Origin of the sequence: Streptomyces sp. NPDC021212 (assembly GCF_044332925.1) — a bacterium.
Lineage (GTDB): Bacteria > Actinomycetota > Actinomycetes > Streptomycetales > Streptomycetaceae > Streptomyces.
This window is the reverse complement of the sequence record NZ_JBIRPZ010000010.1, coordinates 159,673-177,583: the sequence shown is the minus strand read 5'-3', so window position 1 is coordinate 177,583 and position 17,911 is coordinate 159,673. Positions and strand designations below refer to the sequence as shown.

At 69.3% G+C, this 17,911-nt stretch carries 14 protein-coding genes; 11 read left to right on the top strand and 3 right to left on the bottom strand.

Annotated features, from left to right (window positions below; all coding sequences use genetic code 11):
* Positions 1 to 112: 112 nt before the first annotated feature.
* Positions 113 to 1,399 carry an ATP-dependent Clp protease ATP-binding subunit ClpX gene (gene clpX, locus ACH4SI_RS26725; protein ID WP_123104843.1) on the top strand — a complete coding sequence of 429 codons (1,287 nt, stop codon included), beginning with the start codon at positions 113 to 115 and terminating at the stop codon, positions 1,397 to 1,399.
* 77 nt (positions 1,400 to 1,476) lie between these two features.
* Here the strand turns inward: clpX and ACH4SI_RS26720 are convergent, their stop codons facing one another.
* From ACH4SI_RS26720 to ACH4SI_RS26710, 3 genes are all read right to left on the bottom strand, one after another.
* Complete coding sequence (locus tag ACH4SI_RS26720) at positions 1,477 to 2,328, bottom strand: hypothetical protein (protein WP_398299808.1); 852 nt, start codon at positions 2,326 to 2,328, stop codon at positions 1,477 to 1,479.
* 75 nt (positions 2,329 to 2,403) lie between these two features.
* Entirely contained in the window at positions 2,404 to 3,393 is a 990-nt protein-coding gene (locus ACH4SI_RS26715) for a hypothetical protein (protein WP_398299806.1), read from the bottom strand.
* A 31-nt stretch (positions 3,394 to 3,424) separates the two neighbouring features.
* Positions 3,425 to 4,351 carry a hypothetical protein gene (locus tag ACH4SI_RS26710; RefSeq protein WP_398299804.1) on the bottom strand — a complete coding sequence of 309 codons (927 nt, stop codon included), beginning with the start codon at positions 4,349 to 4,351 and terminating at the stop codon, positions 3,425 to 3,427.
* A gap of 120 nt (positions 4,352 to 4,471) precedes the next feature.
* Between ACH4SI_RS26710 and ACH4SI_RS26705 the strand changes: the two genes are divergently transcribed.
* The 10 genes from ACH4SI_RS26705 to rodA all read left to right on the top strand — a co-directional run bounded on the left by ACH4SI_RS26705 (position 4,472) and on the right by rodA (position 17,862).
* Entirely contained in the window at positions 4,472 to 7,105 is a 2,634-nt protein-coding gene (locus ACH4SI_RS26705) for a valine--tRNA ligase (RefSeq protein ID WP_398299802.1), read from the top strand.
* 188 nt (positions 7,106 to 7,293) lie between these two features.
* Positions 7,294 to 8,757, top strand: coding sequence for a peptidoglycan D,D-transpeptidase FtsI family protein (locus tag ACH4SI_RS26700; protein ID WP_398299800.1), 1,464 nt, complete (start codon positions 7,294 to 7,296; stop codon positions 8,755 to 8,757).
* Between the two features lie 66 nt (positions 8,758 to 8,823).
* Positions 8,824 to 10,344: a bifunctional folylpolyglutamate synthase/dihydrofolate synthase gene (locus ACH4SI_RS26695; protein WP_398299798.1), complete on the top strand. Its 1,521-nt coding sequence runs from the start codon at positions 8,824 to 8,826 to the stop codon at positions 10,342 to 10,344.
* Position 10,345: 1 nt separating this feature from the next.
* Positions 10,346 to 10,699 carry a DUF4233 domain-containing protein gene (locus ACH4SI_RS26690; protein WP_123104829.1) on the top strand — a complete coding sequence of 118 codons (354 nt, stop codon included), beginning with the start codon at positions 10,346 to 10,348 and terminating at the stop codon, positions 10,697 to 10,699.
* Positions 10,700 to 10,787: 88 nt separating this feature from the next.
* On the top strand, positions 10,788 to 11,201 hold the full coding sequence (gene ndk, locus ACH4SI_RS26685; protein ID WP_398299795.1) for a nucleoside-diphosphate kinase: 414 nt from the start codon (positions 10,788 to 10,790) through the stop codon (positions 11,199 to 11,201).
* Between the two features lie 308 nt (positions 11,202 to 11,509).
* Positions 11,510 to 12,529, top strand: a complete 1,020-nt coding sequence (locus ACH4SI_RS26680) for a rod shape-determining protein (protein ID WP_398300250.1) — start codon at positions 11,510 to 11,512, stop codon at positions 12,527 to 12,529.
* Positions 12,530 to 12,681: 152 nt separating this feature from the next.
* Positions 12,682 to 13,623 carry a rod shape-determining protein MreC gene (gene mreC / locus ACH4SI_RS26675; RefSeq protein WP_398299793.1) on the top strand — a complete coding sequence of 314 codons (942 nt, stop codon included), beginning with the start codon at positions 12,682 to 12,684 and terminating at the stop codon, positions 13,621 to 13,623.
* Between the two features lie 6 nt (positions 13,624 to 13,629).
* Positions 13,630 to 14,430: a rod shape-determining protein MreD gene (gene mreD, locus ACH4SI_RS26670; RefSeq protein WP_398300248.1), complete on the top strand. Its 801-nt coding sequence runs from the start codon at positions 13,630 to 13,632 to the stop codon at positions 14,428 to 14,430.
* An 85-nt stretch (positions 14,431 to 14,515) separates the two neighbouring features.
* Complete coding sequence (gene mrdA / locus ACH4SI_RS26665; protein WP_398299791.1) at positions 14,516 to 16,663, top strand: penicillin-binding protein 2; 2,148 nt, start codon at positions 14,516 to 14,518, stop codon at positions 16,661 to 16,663.
* Positions 16,660 to 17,862 (top strand): rod shape-determining protein RodA, encoded by a 1,203-nt coding sequence (gene rodA, locus ACH4SI_RS26660; RefSeq protein WP_398299789.1) that lies wholly within the window; start codon positions 16,660 to 16,662, stop codon positions 17,860 to 17,862. Before mrdA ends, rodA begins: the two co-directional genes overlap by 4 nt.
* Positions 17,863 to 17,911: the final 49 nt, after the last annotated feature.

The window sequence follows — 17,911 nt, the reverse complement described above, 5'->3', positions numbered from 1 at the left end:
CCGTCATAGAGGGCTGGGGGCCGGCCCCCGGGAAACATCAAGCGGAAAGCTCGCAGCGCAAGCACCCGGTTCCGCGGAGCAAAGCGGATCCAAGGCGAAGGGGAAGCACCTCGTGGCACGCATCGGTGACGGCGGCGACCTGCTCAAGTGCTCGTTCTGCGGGAAGAGCCAGAAGCAGGTGAAGAAGCTCATCGCGGGCCCTGGTGTGTACATCTGCGATGAGTGCATCGATCTCTGCAACGAGATCATCGAGGAAGAGCTGGCCGAGACCTCCGAGGTGCGGTGGGAGGAACTCCCCAAGCCGCGTGAGATCTACGAATTCCTCGAGGGCTATGTGGTCGGCCAGGAGGCCGCCAAGAAGGCCCTGTCCGTCGCGGTCTACAACCACTACAAGCGGGTTCAGGCCGGTGAGAACGGCAGCCACAGCAAGGACGACGGCATCGAGTTGGCGAAGTCCAACATCCTGCTGCTCGGTCCGACCGGCTCCGGGAAGACCCTGCTCGCGCAGACCCTCGCCCGGATGCTGAATGTTCCCTTCGCCATCGCCGACGCCACCGCGCTCACCGAGGCGGGTTACGTCGGCGAGGACGTGGAGAACATCCTCCTCAAGCTGATCCAGGCCGCCGACTACGACGTCAAGAAGGCCGAGACGGGCATCATCTACATCGATGAGATCGACAAGGTGGCCCGCAAGAGCGAGAACCCCTCGATCACCCGTGACGTCTCCGGCGAGGGCGTGCAGCAGGCGCTGCTGAAGATCCTCGAGGGCACCACGGCCTCCGTTCCGCCGCAGGGCGGCCGGAAGCACCCGCACCAGGAGTTCATCCAGATCGACACGACGAACGTGCTGTTCATCGTGGGCGGTGCCTTCGCCGGTCTGGAGAAGATCATCGAGTCGCGGGCCGGCGCCAAGGGCATCGGCTTCGGCGCCACGATCCGCTCCAAGCGCGAGATCGAGGCGAGCGACCAGTTCCAGGAGGTCATGCCGGAGGACCTGGTGAAGTTCGGGATGATCCCGGAGTTCATCGGCCGGCTCCCCGTCATCACCTCCGTCCACAACCTCGATCGCGAGGCGCTGCTGCAGATCCTGGTCGAGCCGCGCAACGCGCTCGTCAAGCAGTACCAGCGGCTGTTCGAACTCGACGGCGTGGAGCTGGACTTCGACCGCCCGGCCCTGGAGGCCATCGCCGACCAGGCGATCCTGCGCGGCACCGGCGCGCGCGGCCTGCGCGCCATCATCGAAGAGGTCCTGATGTCGGCGATGTACGAGGTGCCGTCCCGCAAGGACGTGGCCCGCGTCGTCATCACCGAGGACGTCGTCCACTCGAACGTCAACCCGACGCTGGTGCCCCGCTCGCGCGGCACCGAGCCGGGCGAACGGCACGAGAAGAGCGCGTGAGCGCCGCGTAGAGCGCACACGAAGAGGGCCCCGGTCTCCCGGGGCCCTCTTCGTGTCGTACGGCGTCTACGAGCCCTTCACGCGGGCTTGCGGGTGTCCTTGTAGATGCCCGCGGTCACCTTCGCGAAGGCTTCCACGTCGACGTCGGACGCGGAGATGTTCTCCGCGTTGACGTCCAGCACCATCGCCGCGTCCGTCTCCTCCGCCCACGCACACGCCGGGGCGTAGATCCGGTCGTACATCTTCACGACCTCGCAGTCGATGGCGGGGCCGTCCGCGCCGTCCGGCCGGAACGTCTTGCGCTCCTGCTCGACGGTCGGCGAGCCCTCGCCGTCCTCGAAGCCCCGGAACATTCCGTCCTGGACCCGGTCGGGGTCGTTGATCTCCCCGTACATGCCGGAGAACGCGAGCCCCGAGTTCTCGTCGTCGGCGCGCTGGTACTGACCGAGGACGGAGGTCGCGCCCTTGGGCATGCTGTCCTGCACGCTGGTGCCCTCGTCCTTGAGGTCATCGGTGCCCTTGGACAGGGTGTACGTGCCGTCGTCGAGCGTCTTCGGCGTGACGAGCCGCATCGGCGCGGGGCCGCTGTCGCCGCCGGACAGCACCACGGCGCCGGTGACGATCGCCCCCACCACCACGAGCCCCGCCGCCGACATCGCGATGATCTTGGTGCGATTGCGGCCCGGCGCGGGCCCGGGCGGCATCGGGTAGCCCGGCTGCGGAGGCTGTCCATAGGGACCCGGCGCCTGCGGATAGCCATACCCCGGCGGGGGCGCCTGCGGATAGCCGTAACCCGGGTTCTGGGCGTACGGGTTGGGCTCCGCGGACGGCTGCTGCCCCCCGCCGTACGGATTGGGCTGAGCGCCCCCGTACGGGCCGGGCCCGCCGCCGTAGGGACCGGGCGGCGGCGGTGGCTGATTGTGGCTCATGGGTGTGGGGGTATCCCTCCGGACGGTGGGCGGCGTGTGGACAGGGACGGCGCGGGACCGCGCCCGAGGGTGCGACTACTTGGGGATCTCGACGCGCGCGTCCTTGCGGACCTTCGCGGCGAGCGCCCCGGCCTCGTCGAGCGACAGGCCCTTGCCCGCCATGGCCAGCGCCCTGTCGCTGTGGATCACATAGGCGACCGTGCTGTAGTCGCCCCACATGCAGAGCGGAACGGTGAAGCCCTGCTTGGGAATGCCGGGGGAGTTGGCGGCCTGCCCGGTGGGCGTGAACTTCATGTTCTGGCACTTCATGACGGCGTTGTCGAGTTCGCTCGGGGACACCTCCTCGGGGCTGCCCACCAGTTCGGCCTTGAGCGCGCCGCTGCTGGACGAGTCCTTCTCGGACTCCTCGGCGATCTTCGCGAAGGCGCTGTCGACGACCTTCTCGGGGTCCTTCACCTCACCCCAGGCGCCGGTGATCTGGAGATCCTTCTCGGACAGGCCCGAGCCCGACTTGTAACTCCCGCTCACGCCCTTGGCGTTGGTGACCCCGTACTGCTTGAGGTCCTGGGTGAGTTCCGAGTCGGCCTCGTCGCCGCCGGAGCCGTCCTCCTTGGAGTACTCGCCGGCCACCGTCTGCGGAGTGGTGAGCTTGTAGCGCTTCCCGTCGTCGGAGAGGCCGCCGCTGTCCCCACCCGTGAACACGAGCACACCGCCGACCACCGCGGCCACCACGACCACCGCGCCGATGGCCATCGCCAGGCCCTTCTTCTTGCCGCCCTGACCCGGGCCCGGCTGGTACGGCCCCGGCATGCCCGGCTGACCGTACGGCTGCTGGCCGTAGGGCTGCTGACCGTACGGCTGCTGCTGCGGCTGGCCGTACGGGTTCGGGGGCTGGCCCGGCTGCTGCGGCTGGCCGTAGCCGGGCTGCGGCTGTCCGTACGGACCGGGCTGCTGGGGCGGCTGCTGCGGGTAGCCGTAGCCGGGCTGGCCGGCGGCACCGCCCTGTCCGTAGGGACCCGGCTGCTGGGGCTGCTGACCGTAGGGGCCCGGCTGGTTGTAGCTCATGTTTTTCCCTCGTTAGGTTGTGCTGTTGTAGCTATTTGTCGATTTCGACGCGTGCGTCCTCACGCACCTTGGCGGTCAGCCCCGCGGCGTCCTTCAGCGACATGCTGCCGCCGAGAACGGCCCCCGCCGGGTCCGCCGTCACCGCGACGCCCAGGGTGCTCTTGTCGCCCCAGACGCACGCGGGAGCCTCCATGGATCCCTGATCCGACGTGAACTTCAGGGACTGGCACTTCAAGACGTCCCCGTCGAAGCCGTCCGGCGAGAACTCCTGGGGGGTTCCGCTCGCCTGCGCGGTGCCGTTGTCCCGGAGCGCCTTGACGATGACCGCCAGGGCGAGGTCCGCGCCCCGCTCCGGGTCGGTCACCTCGCCCCAGACACCGGTGAACTTCAGCATCTCCTTGCCGGCGGTCTGGTAGTCGGCCGCCACCAGGTGCGGATCCTTGACCACCGGGACCTGCTGGAGGTCCTTCTTGCCCGCCGCCGACAGGTCGCCGTCGTCCGTGCCGTTGCCCTGCCGCTGGTAATCCTCCGCGACCGTCTTCGGGGTCGTGAGCTTGTACGGACCGCTGTCACCGCCGAACAGCAGGATCCCACCCGCCGTCAGCGCGCCCACGACCGCCAGCGCCCCCACCACCAGGCCGACGGTCCGGCCCTTGCCGCGGCCGCCGGGCGCGGCGGGCGGCGCCGGCGGACCGCCGTAGAAACCCTGGCCCGGCTGTCCCGGCTGCGGGGCCTGCCGGCCGTAGGGGTTCGCCGGAGCGGCGTACGGGTTGCCGCCGTTGTACGGAGACGGAGGGGGCGCCGGATAGCCCCCGGGCTGCGCGGGCTGTCCCGGCTGCGGGTGGCCGTAGCCGGTGGGCTGGGCATAAGGATTCGGCACAGGTGGCTGGCCGGCGCCGTGAGGACCCGGCTGTGCCCCGTAGGGACCGGGCTGCGGCGACGGCTGCTGATAGCTCATTGTGCCTCTCCTAGGAGCGCATGACAGGTCCCGAACATCCTTCCCGACGCGCATCGGCCGCGTTGCGGCGGGGCCGCAACGGGTTCGTAACGGAGTCCGGGGGCCCTTTAGACTGCGGGGGTGACCGAGAACTCTCAGCAGCGCCCCGACAGCGGGCCGAACAGCCACCCTGAACTGCCGACCCAGTACGCGCCGGCCGATGTAGAGGGGCAGCTGTACGAGCGCTGGGTAGAGCGCGGTTACTTCGAGGCGGACGCCAAGAGCGGCAAGGAGCCGTACACGATCGTCATTCCGCCGCCCAATGTGACCGGATCGCTCCACCTGGGCCACGCCTTCGAGCACACGATCATCGACGCGCTCACCCGCCGCAAGCGGATGCAGGGCTACGAGACGCTGTGGCAGCCGGGCATGGACCACGCCGGTATCGCCACCCAGAACGTGGTCGAGCGGGAGCTGGCCAAGGAGGGCGTCTCCCGCCACGACCTGGGCCGCGAGGCGTTCGTCGAGCGCGTGTGGCAGTGGAAGAACGAGTCCGGCGGGCAGATTTCGGGCCAGATGCGGCGGCTCGGCGACGGCGTCGCGTGGAACCGCGAGCGGTTCACCATGGACGAGGGGCTGTCCAAGTCCGTCCAGACCATCTTCAAGAAGCTCTACGACGATGAGCTGATCTACCGCGCCGAGCGCATCATCAACTGGTGTCCCCGTTGCCTTACGGCCATCTCCGACATCGAGGTGGAGTACCAGGACGACGACGGCGAGCTGGTGTCGATCCGGTACGGGGAGGGAGACGCGGCGATCGTCGTCGCCACGACCCGCGCCGAGACGATGCTGGGCGACACCGCGGTCGCCGTCCACCCCGACGACGACCGCTACCGGCACATGGTCGGCACCGAGATCGAGCTGCCGCTCACCGGTCGCCGCATCCCGGTCGTCGCCGACGAGCACGTGGACCCGGAGTTCGGCACCGGCGCGGTCAAGGTCACCCCGGCCCACGACCCGAACGACTTCGAGATCGGGCAGCGCCACGGCCTGCCGAACCTCAGCGTCATGGACGAGCACGCGGTGATCACCGCGCACGGCCCCTTCCAGGGCCTGGACCGGCTGGAGGCGCGCAGCGCCATCGTCGGCGCGCTGCGCGCCGAGGGCCGGATCGTCGCCGAGAAGCGCCCGTACACCCACTCCGTGGGCCACTGCTCGCGCTGCAAGACCACGATCGAGCCGCGGCTGTCGATGCAGTGGTGGGTCAAGGTCGGCCCGCTGGCCAAGGAGGCGGGCGACGCCGTCCGCGACGGCCGGGTCAGGATCCACCCGGAGGACATGTCGAAGCGCTACTTCGACTGGGTCGACAACCTGCACGACTGGTGCATCTCGCGCCAGCTGTGGTGGGGCCACCGGATCCCGGTCTGGTACGGGCCGAACGGCGAGGTCGTCTGCGTCGGACCGGACGAGGAACCGCCGAGCGGCGAGGGCTGGACGCAGGACAGCGACGTCCTGGACACCTGGTTCTCGTCCGGCCTGTGGCCGTTCTCCACCCTCGGCTGGCCCGAGCGGACCGAGAGCCTGTCGACGTTCTATCCGAACTCGGTGCTGGTCACCGGCTACGACATCCTCTTCTTCTGGGTCGCCCGGATGATGATGTTCGGCCTGTACGCGATGGACGGCACCCCGCCGTTCCGCACCATCGCCCTGCACGGGATGGTCCGCGACCAGTTCGGCAAGAAGATGTCCAAGTCCTTCGGGAACGCGGTCAATCCGCTGGACTGGATGGACGCCTACGGCTCCGACGCCGTCCGCTTCACCCTCGCCCGCGGCGCCAACCCCGGCGTGGACGTGCCGATCGGCGAGGACTGGGTCCAGGCGTCCCGCAACTTCGCCAACAAGATCTGGAACGCGACCCGCTTCGCGCTGATGAACGGCGCGACGGTCGAGGGCGAACTGCCCGCCCCCGAGCGGCTCTCGGCCACCGACCGCTGGATCCTGTCCCGGCTGAACGAGGTCGTCGCGGACGTCGACGCGTTCTACGACGACTACCAGTTCGCGAAGCTCTCGGACACCCTCTTCCACTTCGCGTGGGACGAGGTCTTCGACTGGTACGTCGAGCTGTCCAAGACCACCTTCCAGAAGGGCGGCGCGGAGGCCGACGCCTCGCGGCGCGTCCTCGGCGAGGTCCTGGACGTGACGCTGCGGCTGCTGCACCCGGTGGTCCCGTTCGTCACCGAGAAGCTGTGGACCGCGCTCACCGGCCAGGAGTCGGTCGTCATCGCCGACTGGCCGACGGACAGCGGCTTCCGCGACGAGGCCGCCGAGCGGGAGATCGAGAACCTTCAGCAGGTGGTCACCGAGGTCCGCCGGTTCCGCGCCGACCAGGGCCTTCAGCCCGGCCAGAAGGTCCCGGCCCGCCTGGAGCTGTCCGGCACCTCGCTCGCCGCGCACGAGGACGCCATGCGCTCCCTGCTGCGCCTCCAGCCGGCCGGGGAGGGCTTCACCGCCACCGCCTCGCTGCCGGTGGCGGGCGCCACCGTGGCGCTGGACCTGTCCGGCGCGATCGACGTCGAGGCCGAGCGGAAGCGGCTGGCCAAGGACCTCGCCGCGGCCGAGAAGGACAAGGCGCAGACCACGGCCAAGCTGTCCAACGACGGCTTCCTGGCCAAGGCGCCCGACCACGTGGTGGAGAAGATCCGCGTCCGGCAGGCGACCGCCGAGGCCGACATCGCGCGGATCACCGCCCAGTTGGCGTCCCTGCCGCAGGGCTGACCCCCGGACCGGTGCCCGAGCGCCCCCGCCCTTCACGGCGGGGGCGTTCCGCTTTTCCGGGCCCCGGGCCGGTGTGCGATGTCCCACAGTGGACCCGTCGGAGGCCCATCCGTACGGTGAGTGGGGAACCCGTAGCCGCCTTCCGGGAGTTATCCACCCGTACGTCCCGGAAGGAGCTCCCCCCTCCCATGAACAAAACGCTGCGGCGCGCCTCTGTCTTCTCCATGCTGCTCGTGCTGGTCCTGCTCGCCTGGGTCACCTATGTCCAGGTGGTGGAAGGGCCCGGTTTCCGGGACAACTCCCACAACGAACGCAACGCCATCAGTCAGTACGCGCACCCGATGGGCAACATCCTGGCCGGTGGTAAGTCCATCACCGGCTCCACCGCCACCACCGGCGACATGAAGTACAAGCGGACCTACCGCGACGGGAAGGTCTACGCACCGGTCACCGGCTATGCGTCGCAGTCGTACGGCAGCAACCAGCTGGAGGCCCTCGACCAGTCCGTGCTCGACGGCTCGGACACCCGGCTGAAGAACCCCCTCCAGGCGCTGATCCGCGAGCCGTCCAAGCCGGGCGACGTGATGACCACGATCGACCCCGCCGTGCAGAAGGCCGCGTACCGGGGGCTGGGGAACAACACCGGCGCGGCCGTGGCGATCGACCCGAAGACGGGCGCGGTGCGCGCCCTGGCCAGCACGCCCTCGTACAACCCGAGCGCCTTCTCCGGGTCCGGCACCTCCGACCAGAAGGCATGGCTGAAGCTGAACAAGGACAAGGACCAGCCGATGCTGAACCGGGCGCTGCGCCAGACGTATCCGCCGGGGTCGGCCTTCAAGCTGGTGGTCGCGGCGGCCGCCCTGGAGGACGGGCTGTACTCGTCGGTGGACGAGCCGACCAAGAGCCCGGACCCGTACCGGCTGCCGGGCACGGTCACCGACATGAAGAACGAGAACGCGTCGGCGCCCTGTGAGAACGCGACGATCCGCACGGCTCTGCAGTACTCGTGCAATACGGTCTTCGCGAAGCTGGCCGTGGACCTGGGCGAGTCCAAGCTGGGAGCCGAGGCCAAGAAGCTGGGCTTCGACGCCTCCGAGCTGGACATCCCGGTGCGCGCCGCCAAGAGCGTGTACCCGAGCGGGATGGACGACTCGCAGACGGCGCTGACCGGCATGGGCCAGTTCGACGTGACCGCGACGCCGCTGCAGATGGCGATGGTCTCCTCGGCGATCGCGGACGACGGCAAGCTGATGAAGCCGTACGAGGTGGACCGTACGACGGACGGGAGCGCGACCGCGCTGGATCGCACCGAGCCGAAGACGTTCACCCAGGCGATGTCGAAGTCCACGGCGAAGGAGCTGCGGTCCGCGATGGAAACGGTCGTGCAGAAGGGCACGGGCACCAACGCGAAGATCCCCGGGGTGGAGGTCGGCGGCAAGACCGGTACCGCGCAGCACGGGGAGAACAACAGCGGTAATCCGTTCGCGTGGTTCGTGAGTTACGCGGATGACAGCAGTGGCCACAAGATCGCGGTCGCGGTGGTGGTCGAGGACAGCGACGCGCCCCGGGCGGACATCTCCGGTGGCGGCCTGGCCGGACCGATCGCCAAGTCGATGATGTCCGCCGCGCTGAAGAGCGGGGCGGCGTCCTGAGGGACTCCTCCGGGACGGCGTGGGCGCTTCCGCGGCCTGTCAGGGGTCACTCGTAGACTGGTGCGTGTGAGCGAGCGCCCCCAGAACGAACCGGACGAACAGAACGAATCCGATGAATTCGAAGAGATCGTCGGAGCCGAGACCGACCGCGACCCCGACCTGGCGGTGATCGAAGCCGGCAGCCGGACGCTGCGCGCGCAGTCCGGCCCGCCGCAGGGCGACGGCATTCCGGCTCGTCCCTCCGATCCCGAGGTGGACCGCGCGCTGCGCGAGGTGGAGGCGGAGCTGGCCACGCGGTGGGAGGAGACCAAGCTCGACCCCTCGCTGGTGCGCGTCGAGGCGCTGCTGGACATCCTCGGCTCGCCGCACCGGGCCTATCCCTCGATCCACATCACAGGGACGAACGGCAAGACCAGCACCGCCCGCATGATCGAGTCGCTGCTGGGCTCCTTCGAGCTGCGCACCGGCCGCTACACGAGCCCGCACGTGCAGTCCATCACCGAGCGGATCAGCCTGGACGGGGCGCCGATCTCCGCCGAGCGCTTCATCGAGACGTACCGGGACATCGCGCCGTACATCGAGATGGTCGACGAGCGGCAGCAGTACCGGCTGTCGTTCTTCGAGGTGCTCACCGGCATGGCGTACGCGGCCTTCGCGGACGCGCCGGTGGACATCGCGGTGGTCGAGGTCGGCATGGGGGGCTCCTGGGACGCCACCAATGTGATCGACGCGGACGTCGCGGTGATCATGCCGATCTCGCTGGACCACACCGACCGGCTCGGCGCCACTCCGGCGGAGATCGCGGTCGAGAAGTCCGGGATAGTCAAGCAGGACGCCACGGTGGTGCTCGCGCAGCAGCCCGTGGAGGCCGCGTCCGTGGTGCTCAAGCGCGCCGTCGAGGTGGATGCCACGGTCGCCCGCGAGGGCATGGAGTTCGGCGTGGTCTCCCGTGAGGTGGCGGTCGGCGGCCAGCTGCTGACGCTGCGCGGCCTCGGCGGTGAGTACCCCGAGATCTTCCTCCCGCTGCACGGCGCCCACCAGGCGCACAACGCGGCGGTGGCGCTGTCCGCCGTCGAGGCGTTCTTCGGCGTCGGCTCCCAGCACGCCCGGCCGCTCGACCTGGACACCATCCGCTCCGCCTTCGCCGCCGTCAGCTCGCCGGGCCGGATGGAGGTGGTGCGCCGCAGTCCGACCGTGGTGCTGGACGCCGCCCACAACCCCGGGGGTGCCCGTGCGGCGGCCGAGGCGGTCACCGAGGCGTTCGACTTCAGCCGTCTCATCGGCGTGGTCGGGGCCAGCGACGGCAAGGACGTTCGCGGGTTCCTGGAAGCTTTCGAGCCGATTTTCGCCGACGTCGTGGTGACCCGTAATTCCAGCCCTCGTGCGATGGACGCGGATGAGTTGGCCGGGCTCGCGGTCGAGGTATTCGGCTCCGATCGCGTCCAGGTCGAGCCCCGCTTGGACGACGCCCTGGAGGCCGCGATCACCCTCGCGGAGGAGGAGGGCGAATACGCTGGTGCGGGGGTGCTGGTCACCGGGTCGGTCATCACGGTCGGCGAGGCCCGGCTGCTTCTGGGAAAGGGCTGAGATGCGGACGCTGTGCGCCTCCACTCTGATCGGTGAGTTCTTCGTGATCGGCTTCGCCGGGCTGGTCGCGATGAAGGTGTCCGGCCTGTCGATGGGCACCGTGTGGACGGTCTGCGGCATCGCCATGGCACTGTGTGTACTGCTGTGCGGCATGCTGAGCCGTCCCGGAGCGGTGCAGATCGGCTGGGCCCTCCAGATCGGGCTGGTGCTGAGCGGCTTCGTCGTGACCACCATGTTCTTCCTCGGCGTGGTCTTCGCCGCGCTGTGGTGGGCCTCGGTTCACTTCGGCCGCAAGGTGGACCGGGCGAAGGAGCGGTTCGCCGCGGCCTCCGCCGCATCCCCTGACGCTGCGTGACGTGGCCGGAGATCACCCATGTAGCCTCAGCCGCACAGCTTCACCCGCATGCCACTTCTTCCATGCCACTGCCAAAGGAGCCCGCACCGTGAGCCAGCGCACGCTCGTCCTTCTCAAGCCCGACGCCGTACGACGCGGACTGGTGGGCGAGATTCTCGGCCGGATCGAGCAGAAGGCGGGCTGGACGATCTCCGCCCTGGAGCTTCGCCATCTGGGCCGTGAGCTGCTGGAGCAGCACTACGCCGAGCACGTCGGCAAGCCCTTCTACGAGCCCCTGGTCGAGTTCATGTCCTCCGGGCCGGCCGTCGCGCTGGTCATCGAGGGCGAGCGCGTGATCGAGGGCGTCCGGGCGCTGGCGGGCCCCACTGACCCGATCGCCGCGGCGCCCGGTTCCATCCGTGGCGATTTCGGCACCATCGTTCGGGAAAATCTGATCCATGCCTCGGACTCCGAAGAGTCGGCCGAGCGGGAAATCAAGATTTTCTTTCCCGGTCTCGCCTGATCCCACCTGATCTGGCTCTGATCGATCATCGGGTGGTCACACCCCTGTTGACCTGGGGGCGGTCGAAATTGTCGGCCGCCTCTTGGCATATGCGAGCCGATCGGGGGAACGCATCTCCGCGACACGACGTCACCATTAGAGGGGGCGGGCTCGTGTTCTGCTGACAATGGCGGAGGACCCCCGCAGCGCGTTCGCGCGGGCGTGACTACGATGAAGCTTCCGCGCCTCGCAGCGCACCACATCCTGCCGACCTCAAGCAAGCAATCGCTCCAGCAGGGAAGGCCTGACGTATCCTCATGGGGAACAACATGTCGTTCATCGGCCGTGACATGGCTGTCGACCTCGGGACCGCCAACACGCTGGTGTACGTCAGGGGCCGCGGGATCGTCCTCAACGAGCCATCCGTCGTCGCCATCAACACCAACACCGGCGGAATTCTCGCCGTGGGCGCCGAGGCAAAGAAGATGATCGGCCGCACCCCTGGCAACATCGTCGCCGTGCGTCCGCTCAAGGACGGCGTTATCGCCGACTTCGAGATCACCGAGCGGATGCTGCGGTACTTCATTCTGAAGATCCATAAGCGCCGCTATCTGGCCCGGCCTCGGGTGGTCGTGTGCGTTCCTTCCGGTATCACCGGAGTCGAGCGCCGCGCCGTCATCGAGGCGTCCACGCAGGCGGGCGCCCGCCAGGTGCACATCATCGAAGAGCCGATGGCCGCGGCCATCGGCTCCGGCCTCCCGGTCCACGAGGCCACCGGCAACATGGTGGTGGACATCGGCGGCGGCACCACCGAGGTGGCCGTCATCTCGCTCGGCGGCATCGTCACCGCCCAGTCCATCCGGGTGGCCGGCGACGAGCTGGACAACGCGATCATCCAGCACATCAAGAAGGAATACAGCCTCCTCCTTGGTGAGCGCACCGCCGAGAACATCAAGATCACGATCGGCTCGGCGTACGAGAGCGAGGAAGAGGAGCACACCGAGATCCGCGGCCGTGACCTGGTCAGCGGGCTCCCCAAGACCGTCGTGATCTCCGCCGCCGAGGTCCGCAAGGCCATGGAGGAGCCGGTCAACTCCATCGTCGACGCGGTCAAGACCACGCTCGACAAGTGCCCGCCGGAGCTGTCCGGCGACGTCATGGACCGCGGCATCGTGCTCACCGGCGGCGGCGCGCTGCTCCGCGGCCTCGACGAGCGGCTGCGCCGCGAGACCGGCATGCCCATCCACATCGCCGAGGACCCGCTGGATTCGGTCGCGCTCGGCTCCGGCAAGTGCGTGGAGGAATTCGAGGCGCTCCAGCAGGTGCTGGACGCCCAGCCGCGCAGATGACAACCAGGCGGATCGGCCGTGCGGGCGGTGTGTCGCCCGTACGGCGCATCGGCGGATCCGCTGATATACAGGCATAAGGCTCCTTAAGGACCGGACGGCCACAACGAGATCGGGACCGGTCCGACTTCGACGAGGAAGGCACGTCGCCGCACGTGAGGGACACACGAGAGAGCCGGCTGCTCCTGGTGCTGCTGATCGCCATCGCGTTCGCACTGATCACGGTGGACATCCGCGGCGGCGAGGACTCGCCCCTCGACGGCGCCCGTCAGGCCGCCGCTTCCGCCTTCGGCCCGGTGGAGGACGGCGTCGCGAGCGCCGTCGATCCCGTCGGCAACGCCGTTGCCGCCGTCCGGGACTCCGACGCGCGGCACGATCGCATCAGCCAACTGGAGCAGGAGAACACCAGACTCAGGCAGCGGCTCGGCAGCGACGACCGCAACCGCGCCCGTACCGTCGAGCTCGACAAGCTGCGCCGGGTCGCCGGCGCCGGCCAGTACGGCATCAAGGGCGCCGAGGTCATCGGCATCGGCGCAGCCCAGGGCTTCTCCTGGACCATCACCCTCGACGTCGGCAGCGACGACGGGATCCAGCGCGACCAGACCGTCATCAACGGCGATGGGCTCGTCGGCCGGGTCACCACGGTCGGCCCCTCCACCTCCACCGTGCTGCTCGCCATCGACCCCGACTTCACCGTCGGCACCCGCATGGAGAAGTCCAGCGAGCTGGGCTTCGCCACCGGACGCGGCGACCGGTCCCTGCACGTCCAGCTCCTCAACGGCAAGGCCAAGATCAAGAAGGGCGACCGGCTCGTCACCTTCGGCTCCCAGGCCGACAAGCCGTTCGTGCCCGGCGTCCCGGTCGGCAAGGTGGTCCGCGTCGACCCCACCGGCGGCGACCTCACCCGCACCCTCCAGGTGCGCCCCTACGTCCACTTCAGCAGGCTGGACATCGTCGGCGTGGTCGTCCAGCCGCCGCGCTCCAACCCGCGCGACACCGTGCTGCCGCCCAAGCCCGCGAAGCCGAAGCCGACGCCCACGGTCACCGTCACGGCCACCCCCTCCGCCACCGCCACGAACCCGGCCAACAGGAGCTGACCGATGCTGCGCCTCAACCGTGTCCTCCTGTCCACCGTCCTCGTCGTCGTCGCCCTCGTCGTCCAGATCTGCGTCCTCGCCCGGCTGCAGCTGCCCGGCGCCGTCCCCGACCTGCTGCTGCTCGTCGTCCTCGGCCTCGCGCTGGTCTACGGCCACACCGGCGGCGCCTTGGTCGGCTTCGGCGCCGGTCTGCTCGCCGACCTCGCCCCGCCCGCCGATCACGCCGCCGGGCGCTATGCCCTGGTGCTGTGCGTCGTCGGCTATCTGGCGGGGCTCGCCAAGCCCGAGAGCGGCCAACTCCGGTCGGCCACCGGGCCGATGGTGGTGGTGGTCGCGGCGGCCATCGGCGCCACGCTGCTGTACGCGGGGGTCGGCATCCTCGTCGGCGACGACGCGGCCCGCCATGTTGGCCTGGGCCAGCTGCTGTTCACGGCCGCCCTCTACGACCTGCTGCTGGCGCCCTTCACGGTGCCGCTGATCATGGGGCTGGCCAGACGCGGGGAGAACGACCGGATGGCCGACAGCACCGGCGGCACCGGCACCGCCGAGGGCGGCACCCGCTGGATCACCTCGGCGGGCAGCGTCCGGGCCGGCCGGATGAGCCGGTTCCGTCGCCCCGGCCGGGCCGCCCGGCTCGGCGGTCTGGGTGGTCGCCTGGGTGGTGGTCTGGGTGGTCGCCTGGGCGGTGGTCTGGGCGGCGGTCGCCTGGGTGGTGGCCTGGGAGGCGGTCTGCTGTCGAAGGCGACGAAGCGGACCGGCCGCATCAAGAACGGCCGCGTCAAGCTCAAGGGGGTCAAGCGCCTGTGAGCCCCGCTGCGCGCCCCGCCGTGGGCCCCGCCCTCCGGTCGTCCTCAGCCCTTCCGTCTCCCGCCTCCACCCTCAACGGAGCGCCATGAGCAATATCCCGGAGACCGGACGGACTCCCCGGGTCACCGTCCGCCTCGTCGCCATCCAGATCCTCGTCTTCTCGCTCCTGCTCACCCTCGGCGGACGTCTCTGGTACCTGCAGATCCGCAACGGCGACGAATACACCGAGAAGGCCGCCAACAACCACGTCCAGCAGGTCGTCCACCCCGCCGTCCGCGGTTCGATACTGGACGCCCGCGGGGTCCCCATCGCCGACAACGAGACCCGGCTCGTCGTCTCCGCCAGCCGCACCGCGCTGATGAAGGAGCCCGACGACGGCGAGGCCGTCCTCACCCGGCTCGCGGGCGTCCTCCGCATGAAGCCCAAGGACGTCAAGGACAAGGTCCGGCTGTGCGACGCCGAGACCCCGCAGCCCTGCTGGAACGGCTCCCCGTACCAGCCCATCCCGATCACCGACGAGGCCAGCGCCAAGCAGGCGCTCCAGATCCGCGAGCGCGAAGAGGACTTTCCCGGGATCAGCGCCGAGCCCACCGCCGTGCGCCGCTACGCCGCCCCGGCCGGTTCGAACGCCGCCCAGGTGCTCGGCTACCTCTCGCCGGTCACCGATGAGCAGATCAAGAAGGCCGAGCACACCAAGTCGCCGCTGCTCCGCTCCGACCAGGTCGGCTCCAACGGGCTGGAGAGCGAGTACGACAGCAAGCTGCGCGGCAAGGCCGGGGTGACCCGCTACGAGGTCGACAACCTCGGCCGCGTCATCGGCCAGCGGGAGAGCCAGCAGGCCCGGCCCGGTGACAACGTCGTCACCAGCCTCGACGCACGCGTCCAGTCGGTCGCGGAGAGGGAGCTGGAGCAGGCGATGAAGGACGCCCGCAAGCAGTACGACCGGAACACCGGCACGAAGTACAAGGCGGACTCGGGCTCGGTCGTGGTCATGGAGGCCAAGACCGGCCGGGTGGTGGCGATGGCCTCCAACCCGAGTTACGACCCCAACGCCTGGGTCGGCGGCATCTCCGGCAAGGACTACAAGAAGCTCACCGGCAAGGACAGCAACTACCCCCTGCTGAACCGGGCCATCCAGGGCCAGGCGGCCCCCGGCTCGATCTTCAAGGTGATCCCGACGACCGCCGCGGTCAACGCCGGATACTCCTTCGACGGGCCCTACCCCTGCACCAGTTCGTTCAGCATCGGCGGCCAGGTCTTCAAGAACTTCGAGTCCGAGAGCCACGGCGGGATCAGCCTCGGCCGCGCGCTGGAGGTCTCCTGCGACACCGTCTTCTACCGCCTGGCCTACGAGCAGTGGAAGAAGGACGGCGGCAACAAGCCCAAGAAGAACCCGGCCGACTGGTTCTACAAGACCGCCCACCAGTTCGGTCTGGCCAAGAAGACCGGCGTCGACCTCCCCAACGAGGTCAGCGGCCGGGTCCCGGACCGGCAGTGGAAGAAGGACTTCTGGAAGGCGAACAAGGACGCCTGGTGCAAGAACGGCAAGAAGAACGGGAACTACACCCAGCGGCTCTCCTACGAGAACTGCCTCGAGGGCATGAAGATGCGCGCCGGTGACTCCGTCAACTACTCGATCGGCCAGGGCGACACCCTCGTCACCCCGATCCAGATGGCCACGATCTACGCGGCGATCAGCAACGGCGGCACGCTCTACAACCCGAGCATCGGCAAGGCGATCGTCAGCCCGGACGGCAAGCACATCCAGGAGATCAAGCCCACGTCCCACGGCAAGCTGCCGTTCAAGGGCCAGACGCACGAACAGATCGACAAGGCGCTCGCGGGCGTCGCCACCCGGGGCACCGCCGCCTGGCGGTTCCAGGGCTGGCCGCAGGACAAGATCCCGATGCATGCCAAGACCGGTACCGCCGAGGTCTACGGCAAGCAGACCACCTCGTGGTTCGCGACCTACACCAAGGACTACTCGGTCGTCATGACGATCTCGCAGGGCGGCACCGGCTCCGGCGCCTCGGGCCCGGCCGTGCGCAAGATCTACAACGCGCTGTACGGGGTCGACGGCAAGGGCAAGATCGACGAGAAGAAGGCGCTGCTGCCCAAGCCGCAGGCCGACCTTCCCAAGATCTCCTCCGACGGCTCGATCGAGGCCCAGCCGCTGGGCAAGCAGTTCTCCGCGCTGGGCGACACCCGGCGGCGGGGAGGTGCGCGGCGATGAGCGCGTCCACCCACGGCTACTCCGTCCCCCGCTTCACCCCCGAGCGCAGCACCTGGCGCAAGCTCATGGCGCGCGACTCGCTCCTGCGCCGCCTGGACTGGGTGCTGCTGCTCAGCTGCCTCGCGCTGTCCGCGATCGGCACCCTCCTGGTGTACTCGGCGACCCGTAACCGCACCGAGCTGAACCAGGGCGATCCGTATTACTTCCTGGTCCGCCACGCCCTGAACACCGGCATCGGGCTGCTGCTCGCGATCGGCACCGTCTGGCTCGGCCACCGCACCCTGCGCGGCGCGGTGCCGGTGCTGTACGGCCTGTCCGTCATCCTCGTCCTCGCCGTGCTCACCCCGCTGGGCTCGACCATCAACGGCGCGCACGCCTGGATCGTGATCGGCGCCGGGTTCTCCCTCCAGCCCGGCGAGTTCGCCAAGATCACGATCATTCTGGGCATGGCGATGCTGCTGGCCGCGCGCGTGGACGCGGGGGACCGGCTCAACCCCGACCACCGCACCGTCGTCCAGGCGCTCGGCCTGGCCGCGCTGCCCATCGCCATCGTGATGCTGATGCCGGACCTCGGCTCGGTGATGGTCATGGCGGTGATCGTGCTCGCGGTGCTCCTCGCCTCCGGCGCCTCCAACCGCTGGATCGCCGGGCTGATCACCACCGCGGTGATCGGTGCGCTGCTGATCTGGCAGCTGCACGTCCTCGACCAGTACCAGATCGACCGCTTCGCCGCCTTCGCCAACCCCGCCCTCGACCCGGCGGGCGTCGGCTACAACACCAACCAGGCGCGCATCGCGATCGGCTCGGGCGGTCTCACCGGCAAGGGGCTCTTCCACGGCACCCAGACCACCGGCCAGTTCGTGCCCGAGCAGCAGACGGACTTCGTCTTCTCGGTCGCGGGGGAGGAGCTGGGCTTCCTGGGCGGGGGCCTGATCATCGTGCTGCTGGGCGTCGTCCTGTGGCGCGCCTGCCGGATCGCCCGGGGCACCACGGAGCTGTACGGGACGGTCGTCGCGGCCGGAATCATCGCCTGGTTCGCGTTCCAGTCGTTCGAGAACATCGGCATGACGCTGGGCATCATGCCGGTCGCCGGTCTGCCGCTGCCCTTCGTCTCCTACGGCGGTTCGTCGATGTTCGCCGTATGGATCGGGATCGGGCTGCTCCAGTCCATCAAGGTGCAACGGCCCGTATCGGCCTGACCCGCACCGAGGGGCCTCCCGCGAGACGTCCCGGGCGACTACATTCAGG